General features: G+C 36.4%; 20 protein-coding genes. 14 read left to right on the top strand and 6 right to left on the bottom strand.

The window, feature by feature from the left end:
* Window positions 1-35: 35 nt before the first annotated feature.
* The 7 genes from ACQ76T_RS22015 (at window position 36) to ACQ76T_RS21985 (ending at window position 9,014) form a co-directional block, all read left to right on the top strand.
* Window positions 36-1,124 carry an acyltransferase family protein gene (locus tag ACQ76T_RS22015; RefSeq protein WP_431345350.1) on the top strand — a complete coding sequence of 363 codons (1,089 nt, stop codon included), beginning with the start codon at window positions 36-38 and terminating at the stop codon, window positions 1,122-1,124.
* 74 nt (window positions 1,125-1,198) lie between these two features.
* Window positions 1,199-1,777, top strand: a complete 579-nt coding sequence (locus ACQ76T_RS22010; RefSeq protein WP_431345349.1) for a tRNA-(ms[2]io[6]A)-hydroxylase — start codon at window positions 1,199-1,201, stop codon at window positions 1,775-1,777.
* 25 nt (window positions 1,778-1,802) lie between these two features.
* Complete coding sequence (locus ACQ76T_RS22005; protein WP_422695045.1) at window positions 1,803-2,420, top strand: DUF502 domain-containing protein; 618 nt, start codon at window positions 1,803-1,805, stop codon at window positions 2,418-2,420.
* 95 nt (window positions 2,421-2,515) lie between these two features.
* Window positions 2,516-3,892, top strand: coding sequence for a tryptophanase (locus tag ACQ76T_RS22000; protein WP_431345348.1), 1,377 nt, complete (start codon window positions 2,516-2,518; stop codon window positions 3,890-3,892).
* A gap of 281 nt (window positions 3,893-4,173) precedes the next feature.
* Complete coding sequence (locus ACQ76T_RS21995; protein ID WP_431345347.1) at window positions 4,174-5,250, top strand: FAD-dependent monooxygenase; 1,077 nt, start codon at window positions 4,174-4,176, stop codon at window positions 5,248-5,250.
* Window positions 5,251-5,252: 2 nt separating this feature from the next.
* Window positions 5,253-6,416 carry a pyridoxal phosphate-dependent aminotransferase gene (locus ACQ76T_RS21990; protein ID WP_431345346.1) on the top strand — a complete coding sequence of 388 codons (1,164 nt, stop codon included), beginning with the start codon at window positions 5,253-5,255 and terminating at the stop codon, window positions 6,414-6,416.
* A gap of 156 nt (window positions 6,417-6,572) precedes the next feature.
* Window positions 6,573-9,014, top strand: a complete 2,442-nt coding sequence (locus ACQ76T_RS21985; RefSeq protein WP_431345345.1) for a TonB-dependent receptor plug domain-containing protein — start codon at window positions 6,573-6,575, stop codon at window positions 9,012-9,014.
* An 86-nt stretch (window positions 9,015-9,100) separates the two neighbouring features.
* Here the strand turns inward: ACQ76T_RS21985 and ACQ76T_RS21980 are convergent, their stop codons facing one another.
* Window positions 9,101-10,318 (bottom strand): PQQ-dependent sugar dehydrogenase, encoded by a 1,218-nt coding sequence (locus ACQ76T_RS21980; protein WP_431345344.1) that lies wholly within the window; start codon window positions 10,316-10,318, stop codon window positions 9,101-9,103.
* Window positions 10,319-10,423: 105 nt separating this feature from the next.
* Here ACQ76T_RS21980 and ACQ76T_RS21975 point away from each other — a divergent pair, with 105 nt between their 5' ends.
* The 3 genes from ACQ76T_RS21975 (at window position 10,424) to uvrB (ending at window position 14,702) form a co-directional block, all read left to right on the top strand.
* Window positions 10,424-10,795 carry a BlaI/MecI/CopY family transcriptional regulator gene (locus ACQ76T_RS21975; RefSeq protein WP_422695039.1) on the top strand — a complete coding sequence of 124 codons (372 nt, stop codon included), beginning with the start codon at window positions 10,424-10,426 and terminating at the stop codon, window positions 10,793-10,795.
* 2 nt (window positions 10,796-10,797) lie between these two features.
* Window positions 10,798-12,567, top strand: coding sequence for a M56 family metallopeptidase (locus tag ACQ76T_RS21970; protein WP_431345343.1), 1,770 nt, complete (start codon window positions 10,798-10,800; stop codon window positions 12,565-12,567).
* Between the two features lie 143 nt (window positions 12,568-12,710).
* Window positions 12,711-14,702, top strand: a complete 1,992-nt coding sequence (uvrB, locus tag ACQ76T_RS21965; RefSeq protein WP_431345342.1) for an excinuclease ABC subunit UvrB — start codon at window positions 12,711-12,713, stop codon at window positions 14,700-14,702.
* 72 nt (window positions 14,703-14,774) lie between these two features.
* Here the strand turns inward: uvrB and ACQ76T_RS21960 are convergent, their stop codons facing one another.
* The 4 genes from ACQ76T_RS21960 to ACQ76T_RS21945 all read right to left on the bottom strand — a co-directional run bounded on the left by ACQ76T_RS21960 (window position 14,775) and on the right by ACQ76T_RS21945 (window position 17,641).
* The gene (locus ACQ76T_RS21960; protein ID WP_431345341.1) at window positions 14,775-15,011 is read right to left on the bottom strand and encodes a DUF3820 family protein; all 237 of its coding nucleotides are present in this window, start codon (window positions 15,009-15,011) and stop codon (window positions 14,775-14,777) included.
* A gap of 11 nt (window positions 15,012-15,022) precedes the next feature.
* Window positions 15,023-16,099: an AI-2E family transporter gene (locus tag ACQ76T_RS21955; protein ID WP_431345340.1), complete on the bottom strand. Its 1,077-nt coding sequence runs from the start codon at window positions 16,097-16,099 to the stop codon at window positions 15,023-15,025.
* 9 nt (window positions 16,100-16,108) lie between these two features.
* On the bottom strand, window positions 16,109-16,843 hold the full coding sequence (locus ACQ76T_RS21950; RefSeq protein ID WP_431345339.1) for a beta-carotene 15,15'-monooxygenase: 735 nt from the start codon (window positions 16,841-16,843) through the stop codon (window positions 16,109-16,111).
* Between the two features lie 72 nt (window positions 16,844-16,915).
* The gene (locus ACQ76T_RS21945; RefSeq protein ID WP_431345338.1) at window positions 16,916-17,641 is read right to left on the bottom strand and encodes a hypothetical protein; all 726 of its coding nucleotides are present in this window, start codon (window positions 17,639-17,641) and stop codon (window positions 16,916-16,918) included.
* Window positions 17,642-17,685: 44 nt separating this feature from the next.
* Between ACQ76T_RS21945 and ACQ76T_RS21940 the strand changes: the two genes are divergently transcribed.
* Both ACQ76T_RS21940 and ACQ76T_RS21935 read left to right on the top strand, forming a co-directional pair.
* Window positions 17,686-18,663: an aminodeoxychorismate synthase component I gene (locus ACQ76T_RS21940; RefSeq protein ID WP_431345337.1), complete on the top strand. Its 978-nt coding sequence runs from the start codon at window positions 17,686-17,688 to the stop codon at window positions 18,661-18,663.
* Window positions 18,647-19,273: an aminotransferase class IV gene (locus tag ACQ76T_RS21935; RefSeq protein WP_431345336.1), complete on the top strand. Its 627-nt coding sequence runs from the start codon at window positions 18,647-18,649 to the stop codon at window positions 19,271-19,273. Before ACQ76T_RS21940 ends, ACQ76T_RS21935 begins: the two co-directional genes overlap by 17 nt.
* On the opposite strand, the gene menD is transcribed toward ACQ76T_RS21935, so the two are convergent.
* Window positions 19,270-20,946 (bottom strand): 2-succinyl-5-enolpyruvyl-6-hydroxy-3-cyclohexene-1-carboxylic-acid synthase, encoded by a 1,677-nt coding sequence (gene menD, locus ACQ76T_RS21930; protein WP_431345335.1) that lies wholly within the window; start codon window positions 20,944-20,946, stop codon window positions 19,270-19,272. The genes ACQ76T_RS21935 and menD overlap by 4 nt on opposite strands.
* 84 nt (window positions 20,947-21,030) lie before the next feature.
* Here menD and ACQ76T_RS21925 point away from each other — a divergent pair, with 84 nt between their 5' ends.
* A complete protein-coding gene (locus ACQ76T_RS21925; RefSeq protein WP_431345334.1) occupies window positions 21,031-21,981 on the top strand; it encodes an isopenicillin N synthase family dioxygenase in 951 nt (316 codons plus the stop codon).
* Window positions 21,982-22,279: 298 nt separating this feature from the next.
* Window positions 22,280-22,441, top strand: coding sequence for a bacteriocin-like protein (locus tag ACQ76T_RS21920; protein ID WP_431345333.1), 162 nt, complete (start codon window positions 22,280-22,282; stop codon window positions 22,439-22,441).
* The last annotated feature ends 580 nt before the right edge of the window (window positions 22,442-23,021 follow it).

Raw genomic sequence — 23,021 nt, 5'->3', positions numbered from 1 at the left:
AAGTTTATTTACTTTTGAACCATATTCCAATACGAATGAACAGAGACCTTTATATTGACTTTGCCAAAGGATTAGCAACATTATCCATCATATTCATCCATACGGCGTTCTGGTCCGGACAATTTTATATTCCGGCTGAAGTAAGAGTTTTTTCTCTTGTTTTTGATGTGGCTCTTTTTTATGCTCTTAGTGGGATCACTTCAGGTGCCAATATTGAGAAAACATTGTACCGCCTTTTAAAACTGCAGATTACCTATATGATCTTTGTAACATTTCTATTCTTTATGGATTACTTCTTTAAGGTATTCGGGCTGAGTTTTTTTTCTATGGAATGGTTGCAGAGTTTCTATTCAACCTTTGGATCCAAATATTCCACTACAAGTATTTCGGAATATCCTCAATGGCAAAACTTGGGGAATTGGTATCTTCATCAGTACACCAATGCAGACACATTTCCAGTAGTAATGGGAAGCTTTTGGTATCTAAAAGTATACTTTATCCTTACAGTATTCGGTGTTTTAATTTTAAGATTTTTCCCAAAACATATCCATTGGTTTATTGTGCTGTGCATTGCTTTAACCCTTTTATTCAATATTTTCCCGGAATATTATCCATCCGGTCAGGTAGGATATGTAGCTTTCTATCTTGCCGTGTTTTTAATAGGAAACAGAATGCGTGGAAAGAAAATCCCTACTAAGATGATTCCTGTAATCTACAGTATAGTTACCCTCGCTCTGGTATGGATGTTTTGGTATTACGGAAGTGAAATCTTTTACAAGATCAATAAAAATAAATTCCCACCCCAAATCCCATACATCATTTGGACTCTGTTCTCATTGGCAACGTTATTTACCTTATATAACAGATTAAAGATCAACAAAGAAAGCTTTATAACCCATATTGGCAAAAATGCTATTTTCTTCTATTTCGCACAGGGAATCAGCTCTTCACTGGTTTATTTTATAGTAGTTCCTTTAAAAGAGCATATGCCATGGTGGCTTTTAATGATTATCATTTATGGTATTAATATTCTTCTAGCCTTCATTATCTCAGCCGGACTGAAAAAAATAGATACTCTGGGTTGGAATATTTTGGAATTCCTAAGAAGAAAGACCGCTTCTTAAGACTTTAAGGCTCAAATTGAAATAAAGTCATTTTTCTTGCTTCAATTTGTTTAAATTTACAAAAATTTTACAACATGTTTAAGTTGAAACTTCCTACCGATCCAAGGTGGGCAAATATTGCAGAAGGAAACATTGAAGAAATTTTAACGGATCATGCATGGTGTGAGCAAAAAGCAGCTACCAACGCCATTGGCCTGATTACAATGCTTCCGGAATATCCTGAGATCGTTACAGAACTTCTTGCCATTGCGCAGGAAGAGCTTGATCACTTCAATCAGGTTCATGAGATCATCAAAAAAAGAGGCTATACCTTTGGAAGAGCCCGAAAAGATGACTATGTCAACCAGCTTGCTAAATTTATCATTCAGGGAAGCAGAGAAGACCTCATCGTAGACAAAATGCTCTTTGCTGCAATGATTGAGGCCAGAAGCTGCGAGAGATTTAAAGTTCTTACTGAAAACATTAAAGATGAAGAACTGAAAGTTTTTTACAGAGAACTTATGATTTCCGAAGCAAATCATTATACCACTTTCATTGGGTTTGCAAGACAGCTTGGAGAACCGGAAAAAGTAAATGACCGCTGGGAAGAATGGCTGGAATATGAGGCCAGTATTATCCAATCATTCGGAAATAAGGAAACCATTCACGGTTAAAATAAAAAACAGTAAAGAATATACATTGAAAAAGTCCAGCTTTGAAAATATAGCCAATTTATTTCTGAAAAACTTTTTTCAGGGGTTATTGATTATTGGTCCTATTGGACTTACCATTTTTGTGATTTGGTATGTTGTAAGTGCTATCGACAATCTTATCCCCTCCATGGCTCAACAGTTTCCAGGGCTTGTCTTTGTTTCAATTATATTATTTACAGCTATTTTAGGCTTTCTTGGAAACAAATTTGTGGTGGGAAGATTCTTTTTCGACACCATGGATAGCCTGCTGGAGAAAACTCCGGGAGTAAAACATATCTACACTCCAACTAAAGACGTAATGTCTTCATTTGTAGGTGATAAGAAAAAATTCAACGATCCTGTATGGGTAAAAACCAACGAAAATCCCGAAATATGGAGAATCGGTTTTTTAACTCAAAAAGAAATGTCGGACGTTGACAAGCATAATTACGTTGCGGTATACCTGCCCCATTCTTACGCGATCTCGGGCTGGGTAATTGTTACTGAAGAAAAAAACATCAAACCTGTAGTGGGAATGACAGCTGCTTCTGCCATGAAGTTTGCAGTAAGCGGCGGTGTAGCCGGATTCCATTCTGATGAAAATATATTCAAGGCTCCGGAGTAACATCTTCTCCCCCTACTGAATATACTTTGATGAATTTGAAAAATTATTTTCAAACCTATTTTCTTTATACAACAATTTAAAACATAATTTAACTCATGAATTTACCGTACGCGGAACCTTTCCGCATTAAAATGGTGGAAGAAATCTACCAATCTACAAGAGAAGAAAGAGAACAGTGGCTTAAAGAAGCGAATTATAACCTTTTCAATCTGAAATCTTCACAGGTATACATCGACCTGCTTACCGATTCAGGAACAGGAGCAATGTCCGACAAACAGTGGGCTGCGCTGATGACGGGAGATGAAAGCTATGCCGGATCACGCTCTTTCGAGCAATTACAAAAAACAGTGGAAAGAATCACGGGATTCAAATATTTATTACCAACTCACCAGGGAAGAGCTGCAGAGAACGTTCTTTTCTCAGTATTGGTAAAAGAAGGTGATGTAGTTCCCGGAAACTCACATTTCGATACTACAAAAGGCCATATTGAATTCAGAAAAGCTCACGCTATCGACTGTACAATAGATGAAGCTTTTGATATTAATGATCTTCACCCATTCAAAGGAAATATCAACCTTGAAAAACTTGAAGAAGTTTATAAAAGTCATCCAAAAGAAAATATCCCATTCTGTCTTATTACTATTACCTGTAATTCTTCAGGAGGTCAGCCTGTATCTTTAGAGAATATGAAAGCTGTAAAGGCCCTTTCTGATCAATACGGAATTCCTGTATTCTTTGATTCAGCAAGGTTTGCAGAAAATGCTTACTTCATCAAAAAAAGAGAAGCCGGACAGGAAAACAGAAGCATCAAGGACATCTGTAAAGAAATTTTCTCATACGGAGACGGGATGACTATGAGTTCTAAAAAAGATGGACTGGTAAACATCGGAGGATTTATTGCTTTGAATAACGAAGAAGTTTTCAGAAAAGCCTCCAATTTCACAATTATTTATGAAGGATTCATCACCTATGGAGGAATGGCAGGAAGAGATATGGCTGCATTGGCTGTTGGTCTTGATGAAGCTACAGAATTTGCTTACCTTGAAAGCAGAATCTCTCAGGTTGAATATCTTGGAAATAAACTGATTGAATACGGCATTCCTGTTCAAAAACCTATCGGAGGACACGCTGTATTCATCGATTCTTTAAATTTCCTTCCAAATGTTTCCCGTGAAGAATATCCGGCACAAACTTTAGGTCTTGAGATTTATAAAGAAGCAGGGATCAGAACGGTAGAAATCGGAACATTATTGGCCGACAGAGATCCTGAAACAAGACAGAACCGTTATCCTAAGCTAGAACTGGTACGTCTGGCAATCCCTAGAAGAACGTATACCAATAATCATATGGATTATATTGCTGCTGCAATCAAAAACGTGTATGAAAGACGGGAAGAAGTAGCAAAAGGATACAAAATTACCTGGGAACCGGAAATTTTAAGACACTTTACCGTTCAGCTTGAAAAAGCTTAATAAAAAAAACCGGAATTTTTTCCGGTTTTTTTTATTCATTATCTTCTTCTTTGGCAGAAAATAACTCTCCTATTCTAAATACGAATTATTATACGTAATATACTTCCCAGAACAAGAATACATCTTATACCTTCTATTCTAATTATCAATAGTCTAAAATTAAATTGATTCATTTTTTAAAATAATGCCGCTTTTTAATTTATTTTTGCAGGAACAAGGATCCAATAAAACGGATAACCCAAGTATTTAAACACCAACCTGAAAAATCCATTATTCCGAAAATGAACAAAATTGCTGTCGTGGGCGCTGGTATATCCGGCTTAAGCATGGCGAATTACTTAGAAAAACATACCATAGATTATCATATTTACGAAAGAAGAAGAAAAGAAGACCTTGCAGGACATGGCTTCCTTATTCCTCATGAAGGAATGGATTATCTTTCCCAAATTATTGACCGCTCACAACTGCTTGAAAACGGTAGTTTTCTGAAAAAATACATACAATATTCCCATACTGGTAAGATACTGGCAGAAAAGGAACTGGATCATGTTTTTGCCATCTCAAGGCATTCGTTGATTAATCTTCTAACGCAGAATATTTCTCCTGAGAAAATTTCATATGAAGAAACTGTTACCCCATGTGATAAAGAAAAAGGAAGGCTGAAAAAAAGTGATGGAACTTATATAGATGCAGATATAGCCATCATTTCGGATGGTTCTAAAAGCCGTATCAGAAGAGATCTTTTTAAAGATGAAAAAATGCGGCAGGTAAGAGAAAATGAAGTCGTAAATATCATTCACAATAAAGAAATTGCAGATTCTATTGAAAATGATTTCATGAAATTCCACCATGAAGAAGGCGGCCTTACTTTCGGAATCCTTAAGCTTTCTCATGATACGATTCTTTGGTACTCACAATTTGACAACGAAAAATATAACATAGGTGAATACACAACGGAAGATTTAAGATCCTATATGCTGGAGATTTTTACGGAGTGGGATCCTTTAGTGACCTCCATTCTCAATAAATCAACTTATGAAAACATTCATTTGTGGTGTGTGTACGAACTTGAAAACCTAAATCCTTTTTATAAAGATAATATTGTTTTCATTGGGGATGCTGCCCACCCTCTCATTCCCTTTACCAGCCAGGGAGTTACCTCAGCCTTAAAAGATTCTGCTGCTCTGACTAAACATTTAGTTAACGAAAAAATAACAACAGAAGCTTTCAGTAAATATGAAGCAGAAAGAAAACCGGAAGTAGAGATTCACATCCATAATGGCAGAACTTTACTCAACCAATTTCTGCTCCCGCTTAACCAACAGTCTCCTAATATTTTACCCATATCATATAAATAAAAATGTTTACCAATAACAATATCAACTTTGAAGCATTAAAAAGAAAAGCCTATAACGGAAGATGGGCTACCCTGGAAGACGGAATTATTCCTCTCACAGCGGCAGACCCGGATTTCAGAATAGCCCCTGAAATAGAACAGGGCATTATAGAGTATATAAAAGACGGTTATCTGAGCTATGGACCTTTTTCAGGGCTCCCTGAATTTAAGAAAAGTGTTGCGGAGCATTTTAATAAAGAAAAACACGGAGATTTCGTTCCTGAAAATGTTCTTGCAGTAAACAGTGCCGCTCAGGGAATGTACCTGATTGCATCGTATGTTCTGAACCCCGGTGATGAAGCTATAATTCTTGATCCTGTTGATTTTCTGTTTAAAAAATCGGTGGAAACCGCAGGGGGAACAATTGTACTTTGTCCGGTAGATACCACAACAGGAGCAATTGACTTTGAAAAACTCACCTCATCTATCAGCTCTAAGACCAAACTGATTAGCATATGTAACCCTCACAATCCTTTGGGAAAGGTTTATTCTAAAGAAACTCTGAAAAAAATATCTGAGATTGCCTCTGCTCACGATCTGTGGGTGATGAGTGATGAGATCTGGAGTGACATTATCTATGACAACAAAGATTTCTATACCTATTCATCGGTTTCCGAAGAAGCCAGAAAGAAAAGCTTCACAGTGTATGGATTTTCAAAATCATTTGGAATTGCAGGTTTAAGGATCGGAGCTGTGTTATGTAATGACCAGGAGATTCTGGAAGACTTTACAGAAAAATCAAACTTTAATTCTACTATAGAAGGTGTTTCTACACTATCACAAATTGCAGGAAGTGTTGCGTTAGAAAGAGCAAAACCTTGGTATAAGGACTTTCTAAATCATTTACAGAATAATCGTGATCTTGCTTTCAATTTGCTGAGTGCCTCTGAAATCCTTCAACCAAGTCTTCCTGAAGCTACTTTTGTTCTTTTCCCCAAAATCAAAAACGGGATGTCCAGTGATGAATTTGCCCAACATGTCTTACAACATGGAAAAGTTGCTATTGTACCGGGTTCGGAAAGATGGTTCGGAAAAGGAGCTGAAGGACATATCAGAATCTGCTTTTCTACTTCAAAGGAAATTTTAGAAGAAGGAATTAACAGAATCATAACCAGTTTTCAGCATTAAAATTTTTCACTGATTCTCATGAATTTATTATTTTTTTTTCATCATTTACGATAATACCAAAACAATTGATACATTAATAACGAATATTTAAATTAAGTAACGATTTAAAAATAAATATTGATAAATTTGACGAAATCACCACTCAAATTTATCAATATGAAGATAAAACACATTAGCATCATCTTTCTTGGGGCCTCTACGATGTCATATGCCCAACAGGTAAAGGATACGCTCACCAAAGAATCAAAGATCGATGAGGTAGCCATCACCGGAAGCAGGAACAAAAAAAGAACCGTTACCAATACTCCGGTTCCCATTGATATTATTGATATCAAACAGGTAAGCCAGGCTACAGGACAGGTAGAAGTAAACCAGCTATTACAGTTCTCAGCGCCTTCTTTCAACTCCAACAAACAATCGGGATCAGATGGTGCGGATGCTGTAGATCCAGCTACTTTAAGAGGTCTCGGACCCGACCAAACCCTTCTGCTTCTCAATGGGAAAAGATATCACCAATCTTCCTTGATCAATCTTTTCGGAACCAAAGGAAGAGGAAATACAGGATATGATATGAACACCATACCGATTGGGGCTATAAAAAGAGTTGAAGTTCTTCGTGATGGAGCTTCCGCCCAGTATGGATCGGATGCTATTGCCGGAGTAATCAACGTTATTCTCAATGATCGCGATAAAGGTTTTGAAGGAAATGCATTCTACGGAATGAATCTTTTCAAAAGTCCCGGAAATAATGATGTGGTTTCTGATCATAAAATAGATGGCGGAACTTTTGACTTCAGCGGAAATCTGGGTACAAAAATAGGTTCTAAAGGAGGTTTTGGAAACTTTACGGCTGAGTTTATTAATAAGGAATACGCCATTAGAAATGCTAATCCTGCCATTTACAACGATCCTTCTCCGGCACCAAGACAACGTTTTGGAGATGCCAAAGCCCAGAATATCTATTTTTTCGGAAATATTGAACTTCCTTTATCTGATGGATTAAAATTCTATTCACGTCAGGGGTTTTCGCACAGAAACACCAAAGCATATGCATGGACAAGATCTGCAGATGCCGACGGAAATATTCCTGAAGTCTATCCAACAGGATTCAACCCGATTGAAGATACCAACATCACAGATTTTACTTTTGATAATGGTTTAAAATTTAAAGTAGCGAATTGGGAAGTGGATGTTTATAATGCCTTTGGAAACAATAGATTTGTTTATAACATCAATAATACGATCAATGCTACTTTGGGCACAAAGTCACCTACAAGCTTTGATGCAGGTGGGCATTCTCTGCTACAGAACACAACCGGCTTTAATGCAACCAGACAGTTTAAAGTACTGGAAGGGCTTAATGTCGCTTTTGGGTCTGAGTTCCGGTATGAGAAATTCAATATTATTAAAGGTGAAGAAGCTTCCTATGCGATGTATGATGTTAATGGAAATATTGTAACGCCTTCAACTCCTCAAAACTTGCTGGTGACCAATCCATTAAGCGGCGACGTCAGACCGGGAGGTTCACAAGGTTTTCCCGGTTATTCTACTGATATAGGTAAAAGCAGAAACAATTTTGCAGCTTATGTAGATACTGAGCTTGATATTACCAAAAACTGGATGATCAGTGCTGCCGGAAGATTCGAAAATTATAACGATTTCGGAAGTACACTAAATGGTAAATTTGCCACCCGTTATGCTTTCACTCCTCAATTTGCATTCCGGGGATCTGTTTCTACAGGATTCAGGGCTCCTTCTTTGGCTCAGAAATATTATAGTCAGCAGTTTACCAATTTCCAGGGAGGCCAACTGGTAACCATTCAGCTGGCTTCTAATGACAGTGATCTGGCCAACAGTTTGGGTATTCCTCAGCTAAAGCAGGAAACCTCCGTCAATGGAAGTGCCGGATTTACCTTCAACACCGGAAAATTCACGGCAACAGTAGATGGATATTATATTCGTGTAAAAAACAGAATTGTTTTGACGGGGTATTTCACCAAGGATGATTTTCCAGCTTCTATACAAAGCCAGTATTCCTATATCGATCAGGCGCAGTTTTTCTCTAATGCTATAGATACCAAAACTAAAGGGATTGACCTTATTTTGAGTTATAATGAAATTATAGGTCCTGGGAAGCTTACCGCTACTTTAGCAGGAAATTACAACGATATGGAGATCACCAATGTCAATACTTCAGAGCAACTGAAAGGAAAAGAAGATATTTATTTAAGTGCAAGAGAAAAAGCTTTTATTCTGGCTTCGGCTCCGAAAACTAAAATTAACCTCAATCTCAATTATAAAATTAATAAGTTCAACGCGAACTTACAGCTTGTAAGGTTTGATAAGGTAACATTGATAGGTTATGATGATTCTGAACAGGTATATAACCCAAAAGTAACCACCGACCTTTCTTTCGGATATGAATTTTCAAAAAAATTAAATCTGACCATCGGAAGTAAAAACCTGTTCAACAGATATCCTACTTTACAAAGTGCTCATGTAACCTCAGGAAATACAGAAGCCGGAGGAATCTTTGACCCTGTACAAATGGGATTTGCAGGAAGACAGGTTTTTGCAAGGCTTAATTTTAAATTCTAATCTATTTCTCAATACCTCATAAAAAAGAGCAGCTCTTTTTTCAGGGCTGCTCTTTTTTTATTCTACATAACTAAGGTAGTAGGGTTTTACTTTTTGGAAATCTTATACAGCTTACCACTATCGGTTACAGCATAGAGATTTCCGTCTATTCCATTCAAAACATCCCTAAAACGTTCATTTTGATCTGCTAAAAGACGTTCTTCTCCTACAACTTTACGATCTTTCATCACGATGCGGTCAATATGTTCTCCGCTTAAACATCCGATAAACAGATTATCTTTCCATTCTTCTATATTTCCGGTATAGAAAGTAACTCCGCTTGGAGAAATTACAGGATCCCAATAATAAACCGGCTGTTCTGTTCCTTCTTTTTGGGTAATTCCTTTTCCTACTTTATCACCAGAATACTCAATTCCATAGGTAACATCTCCCCAACCATAATTTTTCCCCGGCTGAATCAGGTTGATTTCATCTCCACCTCTCGGCCCCATTTCCACATCCCAAAGATTTCCTTGAGGATCTATGGCCAACCCCTGTGGATTTCGGACACCATAAGCATAGATTTCAGGTTTATATCCTTGTTTACCTATAAACGGATTTCCCGGAGCAGGTTTGCCGTCTTTTGTTATTTTAAGAATTTTACCTAAATAATTATCTGTTTTCTGAGCGTATACTCTAGTCACTTTATCAGATCTTTCCCCCGTACTTACGAAAAGATTTCCATCTTTATCGAAAGCCAGGCGGCTTCCGTAATGTTTATCTCCATCATAGGAAGGCTCTGCACGGAAGATTACTTTCACTTCGGAAATACTTTTTAGATCTTCAGATAATTTTCCTTTTGCTACAGAGGTTAAGTTTCCCTTTCCAAAAGGCTCGGCAAAACTGAAATAAATCATAGTATTGTTTGAAAAATCAGGATCGAGAGCTACATCCAGCATTCCTCCCTGCCCTTTCGAATCTACTTTCGGAAAGCCTTCTATTTTAGAAACCTGTTTACCGTCTTTTGAAACAACATTCATGTAACCTCTTTTATCCGTTATAAGAAATTTTCCGTCTGGCAAATTAATAATACCCCAAGGCCTTCCGAGTTCTGTATTAAGAATCTCTATGTTGTACGGGGTATTGGTTTTTAATGCTTTAGCTCTTGTCTGTCCTTTAAAAGCGGGCTCATATTCAGAATTAGGCTTCTCTGTTTCCACACTTCCGTCTTTACCTATCTTTTGGGCGTTTACGGGATTCTTTTCGCATGAAGACAAAATAAAAAAAACGGTTAGAAATGGAATGTAAAATTGATTGATTTTCATAATATTATGATTAAGTGACAAAAATTGAATGGAAAAATAATGCCATAAAATTTGTGTAATTAAATTTTTATTCTACATTTGTAGAACAAATTACAAACTTGTAGAATGAAAGAGATTAAACTCACTGACTCTGAGAAAATTCTAATGGAAATCCTTTGGGAGAAAAAAAAGATTTTCATGAAAGATATTCTAGACGCCTATCCGGAACCTAAACCGGCTGCTACTACTATCGCAACTTTATTGAAAAGAATGCAGAACAAAGAGATGGTAGGATACAAACTCTATGGAAATTCCCGTGAATATTATCCAAAAGTGGAAAAAGGGGAATATTTCAAGGAAGAAATGACTTCTATGATTGACCGTTTTTTCAACAGCTCTGTCACTCAGTTTGCTTCATTTTTCACGTCCAATACGAAGCTGAGCCAAAAACAGTTGAAAGAACTTCGTGATATTATCGATGAACAGATAAAAGAATAATCATGTTTGCTATAATTCTGAAAATCATTCTGTGCTCTTCCATCTTCATTGCAGTATATTACCTGTTTTTGGAAAAAGAGAAAATGTACAGATTCAACCGGTTTTATTTACTGTCATCTGTCGTTTTGTCGTATATCATTCCATTTATTACGATCAGTGTTCCTCAGGTAGAAGAAAAACCTCAGTTAGTCATCGAAGAAGCTGCCGAGCAAATTACCTTTGTACAACCGGTTGTACAGGAAAGTTTTAACTGGATGAATGTAATAGGCATCATCTATGTCACAATAACATTTTTCTTGCTGATTAAAAGCATTTTAGCCATTTTGTCAATCAAAAAAATTAAAGGTAAAAAACAAACCTATCAGAACTGTAATATCATCATTACAGAGGAAAATCATTCTCCTTTCAGTTTCTGGAATACCATCTATATGGGAAAGATTTATCTGAAGAACAATACTATTGATCCGAGAATTTTTCTTCATGAGAAAAGCCATATCGATCAAAAGCACAGCATCGATCTTCTGTTGATAGACCTCTTGAAAATATTCACATGGTTCAATCCTGCATTATTCTTGTACAGAAAAGCCATTGTTACCAACCATGAGTTTTTAGCTGATGAATCTGTCCTTAAAGGTCAGTTCAATGTTACAGACTATCAGAATCTGATTCTTGAAGAGATTATCAGTCAACAAAATCCATCCTTAAGTCATTCATTTAATTTTAATAACACCAAAAAAAGATTTATTATGATGAAAGCAAAAAAATCGAAGTTTAGTCTGCTCAAGAAAACAGCAGGAATCACCGTTTTAATTTCAGCAGTTGCATTATTTTCCGAAAGAACCTACGCAGGTAATTCTCCAAAAGTTCTTCTTTCTGAAAGAATAGCAGAGATACCTACCCAAATTGCAGGTCAGGATCCGTACCAGGAATTCAAAGACATATTGGCAAAATATGCTGACCTTTTGAAACAGGAAAAATATACAGAGTTTTCAAATAAGGTCACCGAAAGTGACAAGAAAAGGCTTCGTGAGCTGTATTCATTACTCAATGAAAATCAGAAAAATGAGCAGAAGATCACTTTCTTTGCGCTCCCTGAACTGAAAAAAAGAATTCCGACAGAAAATGAACTGAAGTCATTTTTAGACAAGAAAAATTATACCGTCTGGATTGATTCAAAAAAAATAGAAAACAGAGATCTAAAAAATTATACTCCCCATGATTTTTCGAATGTTTATATCAGCAAAATCTATCCCAATGCCAGAACAGCAAAAAATCCTCAATCCTATCAGGTAGGTTTAATGACTCCTGCTTATTTTGAAAAAAGCAGAGAAGAAGGAAAATCATCTGTTATAATGGGCTTCAAAAGAAAGGGATTAAAAAAGGAGTCAGATACAATAATTCCAAGGATGAAAAGCATAAGTGAAAACAATGAAGGTAAAAACACAAATATACAGGAAGACAAAAGCTTTATCAATGCAGAATATCCAAACGGAATGGCAGATCTTCGTAAGAAAATAGGAAAAGATATGGACGTTACCGCTCTTGATCCTCTGAAAGGAGAAATAAAGGCGACTGCTTATGTTCACATAGATGAAACAGGTAAAGCGACCCATATTACAACTTCCGGTGACAATGATCTTTTCAACAAGGAATTCCTTAAAACAATCAGCACCATCAGTAATGAAACAACATGGAAACCCGCTACAAAAGATGGCAAGCCCATTGCGTCAGTATTAAAAATTCCGGCAACAATGAATTTTGTTCGTCCATAACAGTTAAAGCGCTTCTTCAGCGCTTTATTTTTTCTTATCATAAGAGTAAGAAACACTCAAACAAGGAATGATAGTTTTTGACTATCAAAACTGTATACGGTCTCAAAATTTCTTTCGTACTTTTGTTGTATACATTCTTTCCTATGGATTTTAAGCTTCAATCAGAATATAAACCTACCGGAGATCAGCCTCAGGCTATTGATAAACTTACCGCCGGAATCGAAATTGGTGAAAAATACCAGACGCTTCTTGGGGTAACAGGTTCCGGAAAAACATTTACGGTTGCCAATGTTGTAAAAAATGTTCAGCGCCCTACTCTTGTTCTCGCACACAACAAAACCCTGGCTGCTCAGCTTTTTATGGAATTCAAAGAATTTTTCCCTGAAAATGCGGTAGAATATTTTGTGAGTTACTACGACTACTATCAGCCGGAAGCTTATATTGCCACAACAGGAACTTATATTGAAAAAGACTTGAGCATCAATGAAGAAGTTGAAAAATTGCGTCTTTCCGCAACGGCAAGTCTTCTTTCCGGGAGAAGGGATGTTTTAATTGTAGCGTCTGTGTCCTGTATTTATGGTATCGGAAATCCAACCGAATTCCACAAATCACTCATCTCTATAGCCATTGGTGAAAAAGTAACCAGAACAGCACTGCTTCACTCTCTTGTAAATGCATTATATGCCAGAACTCTGAGTGAATTTCAAAGAGGAACTTTCCGGGTAAAAGGAGATGTCATTGATGTTTTTCCTGCTTATGCTGATAATGCGATCAGAATTCAGTTTTTTGGAGATGAGATTGAAAAAATTCAAAGTTTTGATCCGGTCTCAGGAAATGTAGAAGATAATTTTGACCAGATACAGATCTATCCGGCTAATCTTTTCGTTACCTCCAAAGAAACCTTAAATGGAGCCATTAAAGAGATTCAGGACGATATGGTAAAACAGGTAGATTTCTTTAGCGAAGTCGGAAAACCTCTGGAAGCTAAAAGACTTCAGGAAAGAACGGAGCTGGATCTTGAAATGATTAAAGAATTGGGGTATTGTTCAGGAATTGAAAACTATTCAAGATATCTGGACGGCAGATTGCCTGGTACAAGACCTTTCTGTCTGATTGATTATTTCCCTAAAGATTTCTTAATGGTTATTGATGAAAGCCATGTAACAGTTCCACAGGTTCATGCCATGTATGGTGGTGACCGAAGCCGAAAAGAAGCCTTGGTAGAGTACGGATTCCGACTTCCGGCTGCAATGGACAACAGACCTTTAAAATTTGAAGAATTTGAAGCAATACAGAATCAGGTAATATATGTTTCGGCAACCCCAGCAGACTATGAACTGGAAAAAACAGGAGGAGCTTATATTGAACAGATCATCCGACCTACAGGACTTTTAGATCCTATCATCGAAGTAAGACCTTCATTGAATCAGATTGACGATTTAATGGAAGAAATTCAGAAAAGAGCTGATGCTGATGAAAGAGTACTGGTAACGACCTTAACTAAGAAAATGGCTGAGGAACTGACCAAATATTTCACAAAATTCGGAATCAGAACCCGATATATTCATTCTGATGTAGAAACTCTTGAGCGTATTCAGATCATGCAGGATCTGCGTTTGGGACTTTTTGATGTATTAATTGGAGTCAATCTCTTAAGAGAAGGTCTCGATTTACCTGAAGTTTCCCTTGTAGCTATTCTAGATGCGGATAAGGAAGGCATGTTGAGAAGCCGAAGATCTATGATCCAAACTGTTGGCCGTGCAGCAAGAAACGTAAACGGAAAAGCCATCATGTATGCGGATAAGATTACAAAATCTATGCAGGCAACTTTGGATGAAACAGAATACCGCCGTGCAAAACAGATGCAGTATAATGAAGATCACGGATTAAAGCCAAAGGCCTTAAATAAAAAGATCTCTGAAAATCTGGTAGGAAGAAGCAAAGATTTCCCTGATGAAAAATACACGCAAAAGGAAATCATGCAGAAAGTGGCTGAAACAAAAGCCTCCTACACCGGTGAAGATATTGATAAAATGATTGAGCAAAAGCAGAAAGAAATGGAAGCGGCTGCGAAAAATCTCGACTTTATAAAAGCAGCTAAACTTAGAGACGAAATTGCAGCGTTGAAATCATAATTCATTGAATATAAAAAAGACTCGGCGGCATCTTCGATGCCGCCGAGTCTTTTTTTAAGCGGGTATATTTTTCTATCTTCCGTTTCTTATTGCTGCTCTAATAGGTGTCAGCAAATCCATCAGACCATTAATCTTAATCTCATAGACCGTTGAAAGCTGCATTCCTAATTTTCCTTTCGGCATTCCGGTACGATTAAACCATTCCAGATAGCTTACAGGGAGATCCACCAGCACAGTACCTTCGTGTTTTCCAAAAGGCATTTTCACAACACATATTTCTTTTAATATTTCCGGGTTTACTCCTTCCACGTTTTTTATAATTAAATTAATCTTTCACTTAAATCATCTTGATTGGGTAATTCCAAATCAGGAGGTGCGTCTTCGTCCGAAAATTCATTTCTATACACCTGAATCAAAAGAAGGGTAAGAGAGATCAGAATAGGCCCGAAAATAAGTCCCATAAAGCCAAAAAGGTTCATTCCCATGATAATTCCGAATACGGTATTTAAAGGATGTATATTTTCCAGCTTTTTCAGTAGCGTGAAACGAAGCAGATTATCTGTAAGCCCAACCACTACTACACAGTAAATAGCCAAACCAATTCCTTGGCCGGTATTTCCTTCAGCAATCATAAAAATACATACCGGAACATATACAATCGCTGTCCCTACTACAGGAATAACTGAAGACGCGGCCGTCAAAGCAAAAAGTAAAGCGGCCCCCGGAGCTCCAAATATGAGATATCCAATAAGAGCGACTATTCCCTGACCTATGGCGACTACAGGAATTCCGATAGCGTTGGCCATGATCAGTTTTCTCATTTTCTCACCTATTAAAGAAACGTTGGATCTCTTTAATGGAGCAGAAGAAGTGAGAATTTTTTCAAACAGCCTTGGCCTTTCCAACATAAAATACAGAATAAAATACATAGACATTACCACGGTAAGAGTATTGAAGGTTCCGCTGAGTGCAGAAGTGGAGAACTTTCCTATAAAGTCCTTCAGTTTATTCATATTCTCTTTGCTCAGAATATCAAATCCTGTTTTCTTATCAATATAATCGTGTATTTTATCTAAAAAAATATTGAACTTAGCCATGTATGCCTGTGCATTTCCCAGTTTATCAATAATAAGGTCGGTGATAAAATAAATGGGCAATATCAGAACAATAAGGCTTGCAAACATCAATGCAAATGCTGCAAGTGAAGGTTTCCATTTCTTTTCTTCCTGGAGATAAAAATTATACTTCCTGCAGACTACATAAATGGTAATGGCTCCCAAAACCGAAGGGATGAATAATGCAAGATTAAAACAGATCAACCCTGCCAGTATTAAAATAATAGCCAGCAACGAAATTTGCTTGATCGCAACACTGCTTATCTGTTTCTCTTTATTCATATTCTGTTTTTAGATTTCTTTGTTATACATGATCTGTCTTGGCTTTCCTAAGAATGCACAATAAGTAGAATACATTACAATCATCATGAATGGAGCGGTAAGAATAATACCAATTCCGCAAAGAATAACACCTGCTACAGAAATCAGCATTCCCAGAAAAGCTGTTAACAGGAATATTCCATAGTTTTCTTTTGCAATATTGAATGACTTCTTTAAAGCATCAGTTGCAGAGGCATTTTCAAACAAAAGGATTGGGTATCCTATTAAAAGTAAAGGATACACAAAAATGACAGGCAATACACACAATGCCAGAGCTATTAATGAAATGATTCCAGATAGAAAACTGTAAATCAAAATATTGACAAAATTCTGACGGTACCCTATAAACAAATCAGAGAACTCAATAGGAGTTTTGGTATTGTACTTATTCACCATATAAATCAATCCAACATACAAAGGACTCAACAACAGTCCAAAAAGCCATGAGGTACCTGTGTATAGGGGAACACCCGGCATACTCCAATAGTTAAATTTTCCTCCGGAACTTCTCATTTCTTCTACCATAGAAGCAGAATCTACTCCGAAAATAAGTTGGATGACATATCCACCCAGCAAATAAACGATCATGGCAACCACACCGTAGCCAAAAACCCCTTTATACATTTCGAAAGCGTGAGAAATAATTGATCCGGTTTCCCTGTTCGGTACAGAACCCTGCTGATCAAATTCGTTAAATTCAGACATAGTTTAAATATTTAATGATTTTACCAAATTTACTTTTTTTTGGTAACAAAACATATTAAACCTTACTGAATTTTAGCCCTTCTCCGAAAAAACGGTCTTGTATAAAGAATAAATCATGGCATTCCAGAACGGAAATGTGAAAAGTCCACCTACAATAAACAACATGAAACCCAAATACTTAAACAGCAAAGCAACCATGATACACACCATGATTTCTGTAAAATACATTCTAAGTGCTTTAAAATTCAGAGAAATGGCTTCAAAAATCCTTTTATCGGTAAAAAACATCAGAGGAGCAACAAATATGGTCACTGCCACCCAAATAACCGCCAGCAAAACGGTAGGAATTGTAAATCTGTAGATAAAAAACCAGAAAATATAATATCCAATGTATTTCAGAAAATTAAGTCCGTTATATCCAACAAGTAAATCTCTCAGTTCAAGTTTCTCCTTAAGGTCAATTTTCCTGTATATTTGATAAAATCCAAGATTAAGAGGATATAAAAAAATAGTAGTTCCTACTAGTAGAAGAGAAAAATGTTGAAAATTTTCCGTTGAAACCATCTTCAAATATTGTGATCCGTACGCTGCCATTCCATCTTTCATGTATTTGCTAGTCTCAATATATTCGTTGATTACATTATACTTCAAGTCCGCTACAAAAATAACGGTAAGGAAGACTCCAAAATAAAAAATTGAAAACATCAACTGAAAAACCAGTGTTTTATTCCAGTAAAAAAAAGCCTGCTTCAATATAAAATCTATTCCCGGTTTCTGAGGATATTTGCGCTGCATCATAAAAATTTTATGCAAAAGTAAACATCAATAATTATTTTTGCCGAATGTTTTCTACGAATCATCAAAAATTTATGGAAATGGATGAGCTTTCTCTGCAGAAGGTTCCCTTTTTCTTCGTTATCGACTTCCTCTCTGAGAAAGTTGAAACCTATACGGAAAATGAAATTGAAAAATCAGGCTTACTAATTGATTTTCAAGAATTTTCAAACATAAAAAAAGAACACAAACTAGACAAAAAAGTAGAATGGAAATCTTTTCCGGAGAGCTTGGAGAGCTTCAAAAATGGTTTTGATAAAGTTCAGAAAAATATTCGTCTCGGAAATTCTTACCTAGTTAATTATACCCGCAAAACTAAAATTGAGACCAATTTGAGCCTTGAGGAAATTTTTTATCACTCAAATGCGAAGTATAAAGTTTTTTATAAAGATTTTTTTGTATTTTTTTCTCCGGAAACTTTTGTGAAGATTGTTGACGGTAAAATTCGGACCTATCCCATGAAAGGTACGATTGATGCCTCTCTCGAAAATGCAGCAGAAATACTGAAGAGTGATAAAAAGGAAAAAGCTGAACATTATACTGTCGTAGATTTGTTGCGAAACGATCTGAGTATGGTTGCTGACGAGGTAAAGGTTGACAAGTTTCAACATATTGATTTTATCAAAACCCGTCAAAAAGATCTCTATGCAATGAGTTCTGAAATTTCAGGAAATATAAAACCTGAGTTTGAAGGAAAACTGGGAAGTATTATGCAAAAATTGCTTCCTGCAGGCTCTATTTTAGGGGCACCAAAACCTAAAACTCTGGAAATAATTCTGGATGCTGAAGGCTATGAAAGAGGATATTATACAGGAGTTTGCGGCTGGTTCGATGGTGAAAACGTAGACAGCTGTGTAATGATACGCTATATTGAAAAAGAAGGAGATCAACTGTATTTCAAGAGCGGAGGCGGAATAACGCACATGAGTAAATTAGAAGACGAATATCAGGAAATGAAAAATAAAATCTATGTCCCAATTCATTGAAAGCATTAAAGTAGAAGATCAGGAAATTTTTCTATTGGACCTACATCAGAAACGTGTGAACCAAACATTCTCCAACTTCGGGAAAGAAGGTTCTATTGATCTGTCCAAAATTTATAAAAATCTGCAACATGACGAAGATGGGCTTTTCAAACTGAGAATTGCTTACGATCTGGACAAAAGATTCCGTACTCAGATGATTCCCTATGCTATTCCTGAGATTCAGGATTTTAAGCTGGTAGAAAATAACAGTTTTGATTATTCTTTCAAATTTGAAGACCGCAAGGAACTTGATAAGATGAAAATGAAGTCTAAATCTGAAGAAATTATCATTGTAAAAAACAATCATATCACCGATACGTCTTTTTCCAATATTTTATTTCTAAAAGGTAAGGAATGGTTTACCCCAACCACATACCTTTTAAATGGTGTGCAGAGACAGCATCTTTTGAAGCAAAAGAAGATCAAGGAAGCGGAGATCACGCTACAGAATATAAAGCAGTTTACGCACTTCCAAATCATCAATGCTTTGAATGATTTCGATGATATGTTTATTTATCCTATTGACAGAATTATCAACCTTCCGGGAAGCGATGAATATCTGGATCTTTAGCCTTCTTTCATGAAGTTAAAATAAGCCTTCTGGATATCTGCGCTGTTTTTACCATGCGTATTGACTTCCAGAATTTTCGGCTGCGAATCCGGCTTGAAAAAGTTCTCCATTACCCTGTCTAAAGTTACTTCCTCTTCTACTTTGATGTAAGAGAATCCAAAGTGCTTAGCCAGCTGTTCTGCATTTTTTCTGTGCTTGGTGGCAATGAACTCATCCAGTGTATTTGGATTGGCATTTCCTGGTCCTGGAATAATCTTAAAGATATTTCCTTCTCCGTTATTGAAGATCATAATTCTTACAAACGGAGGAATGTATTGGTTCCAAAGACCATTGATATCATAGAAAAAACTCAGATCTCCTGTAATAAGTAAGGTTGGGTTAGCATTTTTAATGGCAAATCCCATCGCAGTAGATGTTGACCCATCAATACCGCTTGTTCCTCTGTTACAGTACATTTTTCTTTTGCCAAAATCAAAGAGCTGCGCATAGCGGATAGCCGAAGAATTTGAAAAATGAATGTTATAATTTTCCGGTACTGTCTGTGATGCTTTATTGAAAAAATAAAAGTCTGAAAACTCAACCGTATTGATGAACTGCTCATGCCTTGCATCTTTTTTATCCCTTAAAACATCCCAAAGATTATAATAAGGTCTTGGCTCAAGGTTGATATATTTTAAAAGCTTGGAAAAGAAAACTTCCGGTTTTACTTCAATCTTTTCAGTTAGTGAAAAATAGGTATCCGGCTGCCAAACTTCATCCAAATGCCAATGTTGCTTGGGTCTTGCACTTCTTAAGAATTGCTTCACTTTTTTTGAAACCACATTCTGACCCACAGTAATTAAAAGATCAGGAGCATATGTTTTAAAATCTGCCTCAGTGAAATTAAAAATATAGCGGTCTATATGTCTGAAAAACTTCTCATGATATAAATTGGAATTGGCTTCACTCAACACTACCACAGAATGGTTTTTTACCAATTGGCTCAGTTGATTTTCCAACTCGGGGCTATATTCTCTTGTTCCTACCAACACCATGATCCTTTGAGACGTATGCCAGTCTGCCACCAAATTGGATGGGATTTCATATTCTTTATGCTTGATTGTCTTTTCAACGGTAGGAAAAGTAGGAAGCTCCGAAACCAGTTCATATAAAGGTTCCTCTAAAGGGATATTGATATGAACTGGTCCCTGTTTTTCAAAACAAAGTTCTATTGCTTTTTTAATCGTATCAAAATTAATATCTTCTGCATTCTCTTCTCTGTCTTCCACAAGTTGGAAATCACCATAAGAGTGCTGATGAAAAACGTCCTTCTGTCTGATCGTCTGACCATCAAAAATATCCACAAAATCGGTTGGTCTATCCGCAGTAAGCACCAAAAGCGGAATATTCTGATAAAAAGCTTCTGTAACGGCAGGATAGTAGTTAACTACAGCCGAACCACTTGTACAAGTTACTGCAACAGGTTTTTTCTCACTTTTTGCCATCCCTATTGCTACAAACGCAGCACTTCTTTCGTCTACAATACTATAACAGTTGAAACTATCCACTTCTGAAAAGTGAATCGCCAAAGGAGCATTCCTTGAACCTGGAGAAATTACGATGTCTGCAATTCCGTACTGCTGAAGAAGATGTGCAAGTATTTGGATACTTTTCTTAGAAGAATATTTTTTCATACAGCAAATTTAACTTATAAAAAATGATTTTAAAATCATTTAATTTAAAAAAAATGTAATTTTGCTGTTCGTAAATTTCTAAAAATGGATAAAATACCTAGTGTAGACCTGCGTGATTTCCTTTCGGGTAACCCGGAACGCAAACAGAAATTTGTAAATGAAATCGGAAAAGCTTATGAAGAAATTGGTTTTGTTGCTTTAAAAGGCCATTTTCTTGATGACAACCTAGTAGATGATTTGTATGGAGAGGTGAAAAACTTTTTTGAACAACCAGTGGAAACAAAACAGAAGTATGAGATTCCAGGAATTGGTGGCCAAAGAGGATATGTAGGATTCGGTAAAGAGACTGCTAAAGGTTTCAAAAAAGGAGACTTAAAAGAGTTTTGGCACTTTGGACAGTATCTGTCTGATGATTCAAAATACAAAGCTGAGTATCCAGACAATGTCATCGTTGATGAACTTCCAAAATTCAACGAGGTAGGTAAAGAGGCCTTCCAAATGCTTGAGAAAACAGGGCAGTATGTCCTTAGAGCGTTAGCCTTACACCTTGGTTTAGATGAGTTTTATTTTGATGATAAAATCGCAGAAGGAAATTCAATCTTAAGACCCATTCACTATCCACCCATCACAGAAGAACCGGATGATGCTGTAAGAGCAGCTGCACACGGAGATATTAACCTTATTACGCTCCTAATGGGAGCACAGGGTAAAGGTCTTCAGGTTCAGAATCACAACGGAGAATGGATTGATGCTATTGCAGAGGCGGATGAATTGATGATTAATGTTGGAGATATGCTTTCAAGACATACCAACAACAAACTGAAATCTACCATTCACAGAGTGGTAAACCCACCTAGAGAGCTGTGGACGACCTCAAGGTATTCAATTCCTTTCTTTATGCATCCCATCAGTGCAATGTCTTTAAACGCACTTGAAAACTGTGTAGACGAGAATAACCCTAAGTTATATGAAGATACAACAGCAGGAGAATTCTTACATGAAAGACTCATCGAGCTAGGCTTGATTAAGAAATAAAAAATAAAGCCGGTAATTTATTATTACTGGCTTTTATTTTTCTGTTACTTATACAGAAAAGATTACACAATCACCTTTTCCAATGACTAATACAGGTACTTCAGATCCTGGTATTTTCAAACCTTTTCATTAATAGATTCTTCAAAATTTTGAGGGTCCAAGAACATTCTTGCTCAATGAAATTCAAGTATTCATAGAAAATATTTAATTAAAAATGTTTTTTAACATAAAATAATGCATTGAATTAAAATTATTTTAACTAATTTTACTTTACTATCAAAACTTTAATTAAAACAATATGAAAAATTTAAAAAAACTAAGAAAAGGCCAATTAAAAAACATTTCCGGAGGAGCTAAACTTCCTGAACCAGAGTTCTGCATGTACTACTGCAATGGAACAATCATCTGCGCTGGATGTAGCGATGATTTCAAATGCCCGGATACCAACAATGATATGTAAGATTGAAAATCAAAATGTAATAGATAAGCCGCTTCTTTTGGAGCGGTTTTTCTGTGAGCATTCCTTGAGGTATTTGAATAAGATTTTATATAAAACTAACGTAGTCTAAATAAGCTATATTTAACGCTTGTTACTCAGTTTCCGATCAAAGACTAATGAAAAGGTGCTATCGATGTATTTTCAAGCTTATATGAAGCTATAAATATGTCTTAGTTGAAGAAAACCTTAATGTTTAAGTAATATATTAGTTTAAACTCCTACGGAGTGAGAGTTTGGTGGAAGATCGATCAGTAATAAGGTAAAGACAAAGAAGAAGCGGGAAGAAAAAGAACAGGTCAGATCATAAACGACACATTCCTTAGTATTGAGATCTTTAGCTATAGGTATAGGAGTATGTGAGTATATGGGTATAGGAGTGTTTAAGTATAGAAAAGAAGAAAGGAAGAGAGGATTGTATTGTATATAACAAAAAAATCCTTTATCGTTAAGATAAAGGATTTTTTAAAAATAAAATAAAAACTGGCGGCGGCCTACTCTCCCGCGTTAGCAGTACCATCGGCGCTGGTGGGCTTAACTTCTG

The organism is Chryseobacterium sp. JK1, from assembly GCF_050632815.1.
In the GTDB taxonomy this organism is placed as follows: Bacteria; Bacteroidota; Bacteroidia; order Flavobacteriales; family Weeksellaceae; genus Chryseobacterium.
This window is presented reverse-complemented; position numbering and strand designations above follow the sequence as displayed.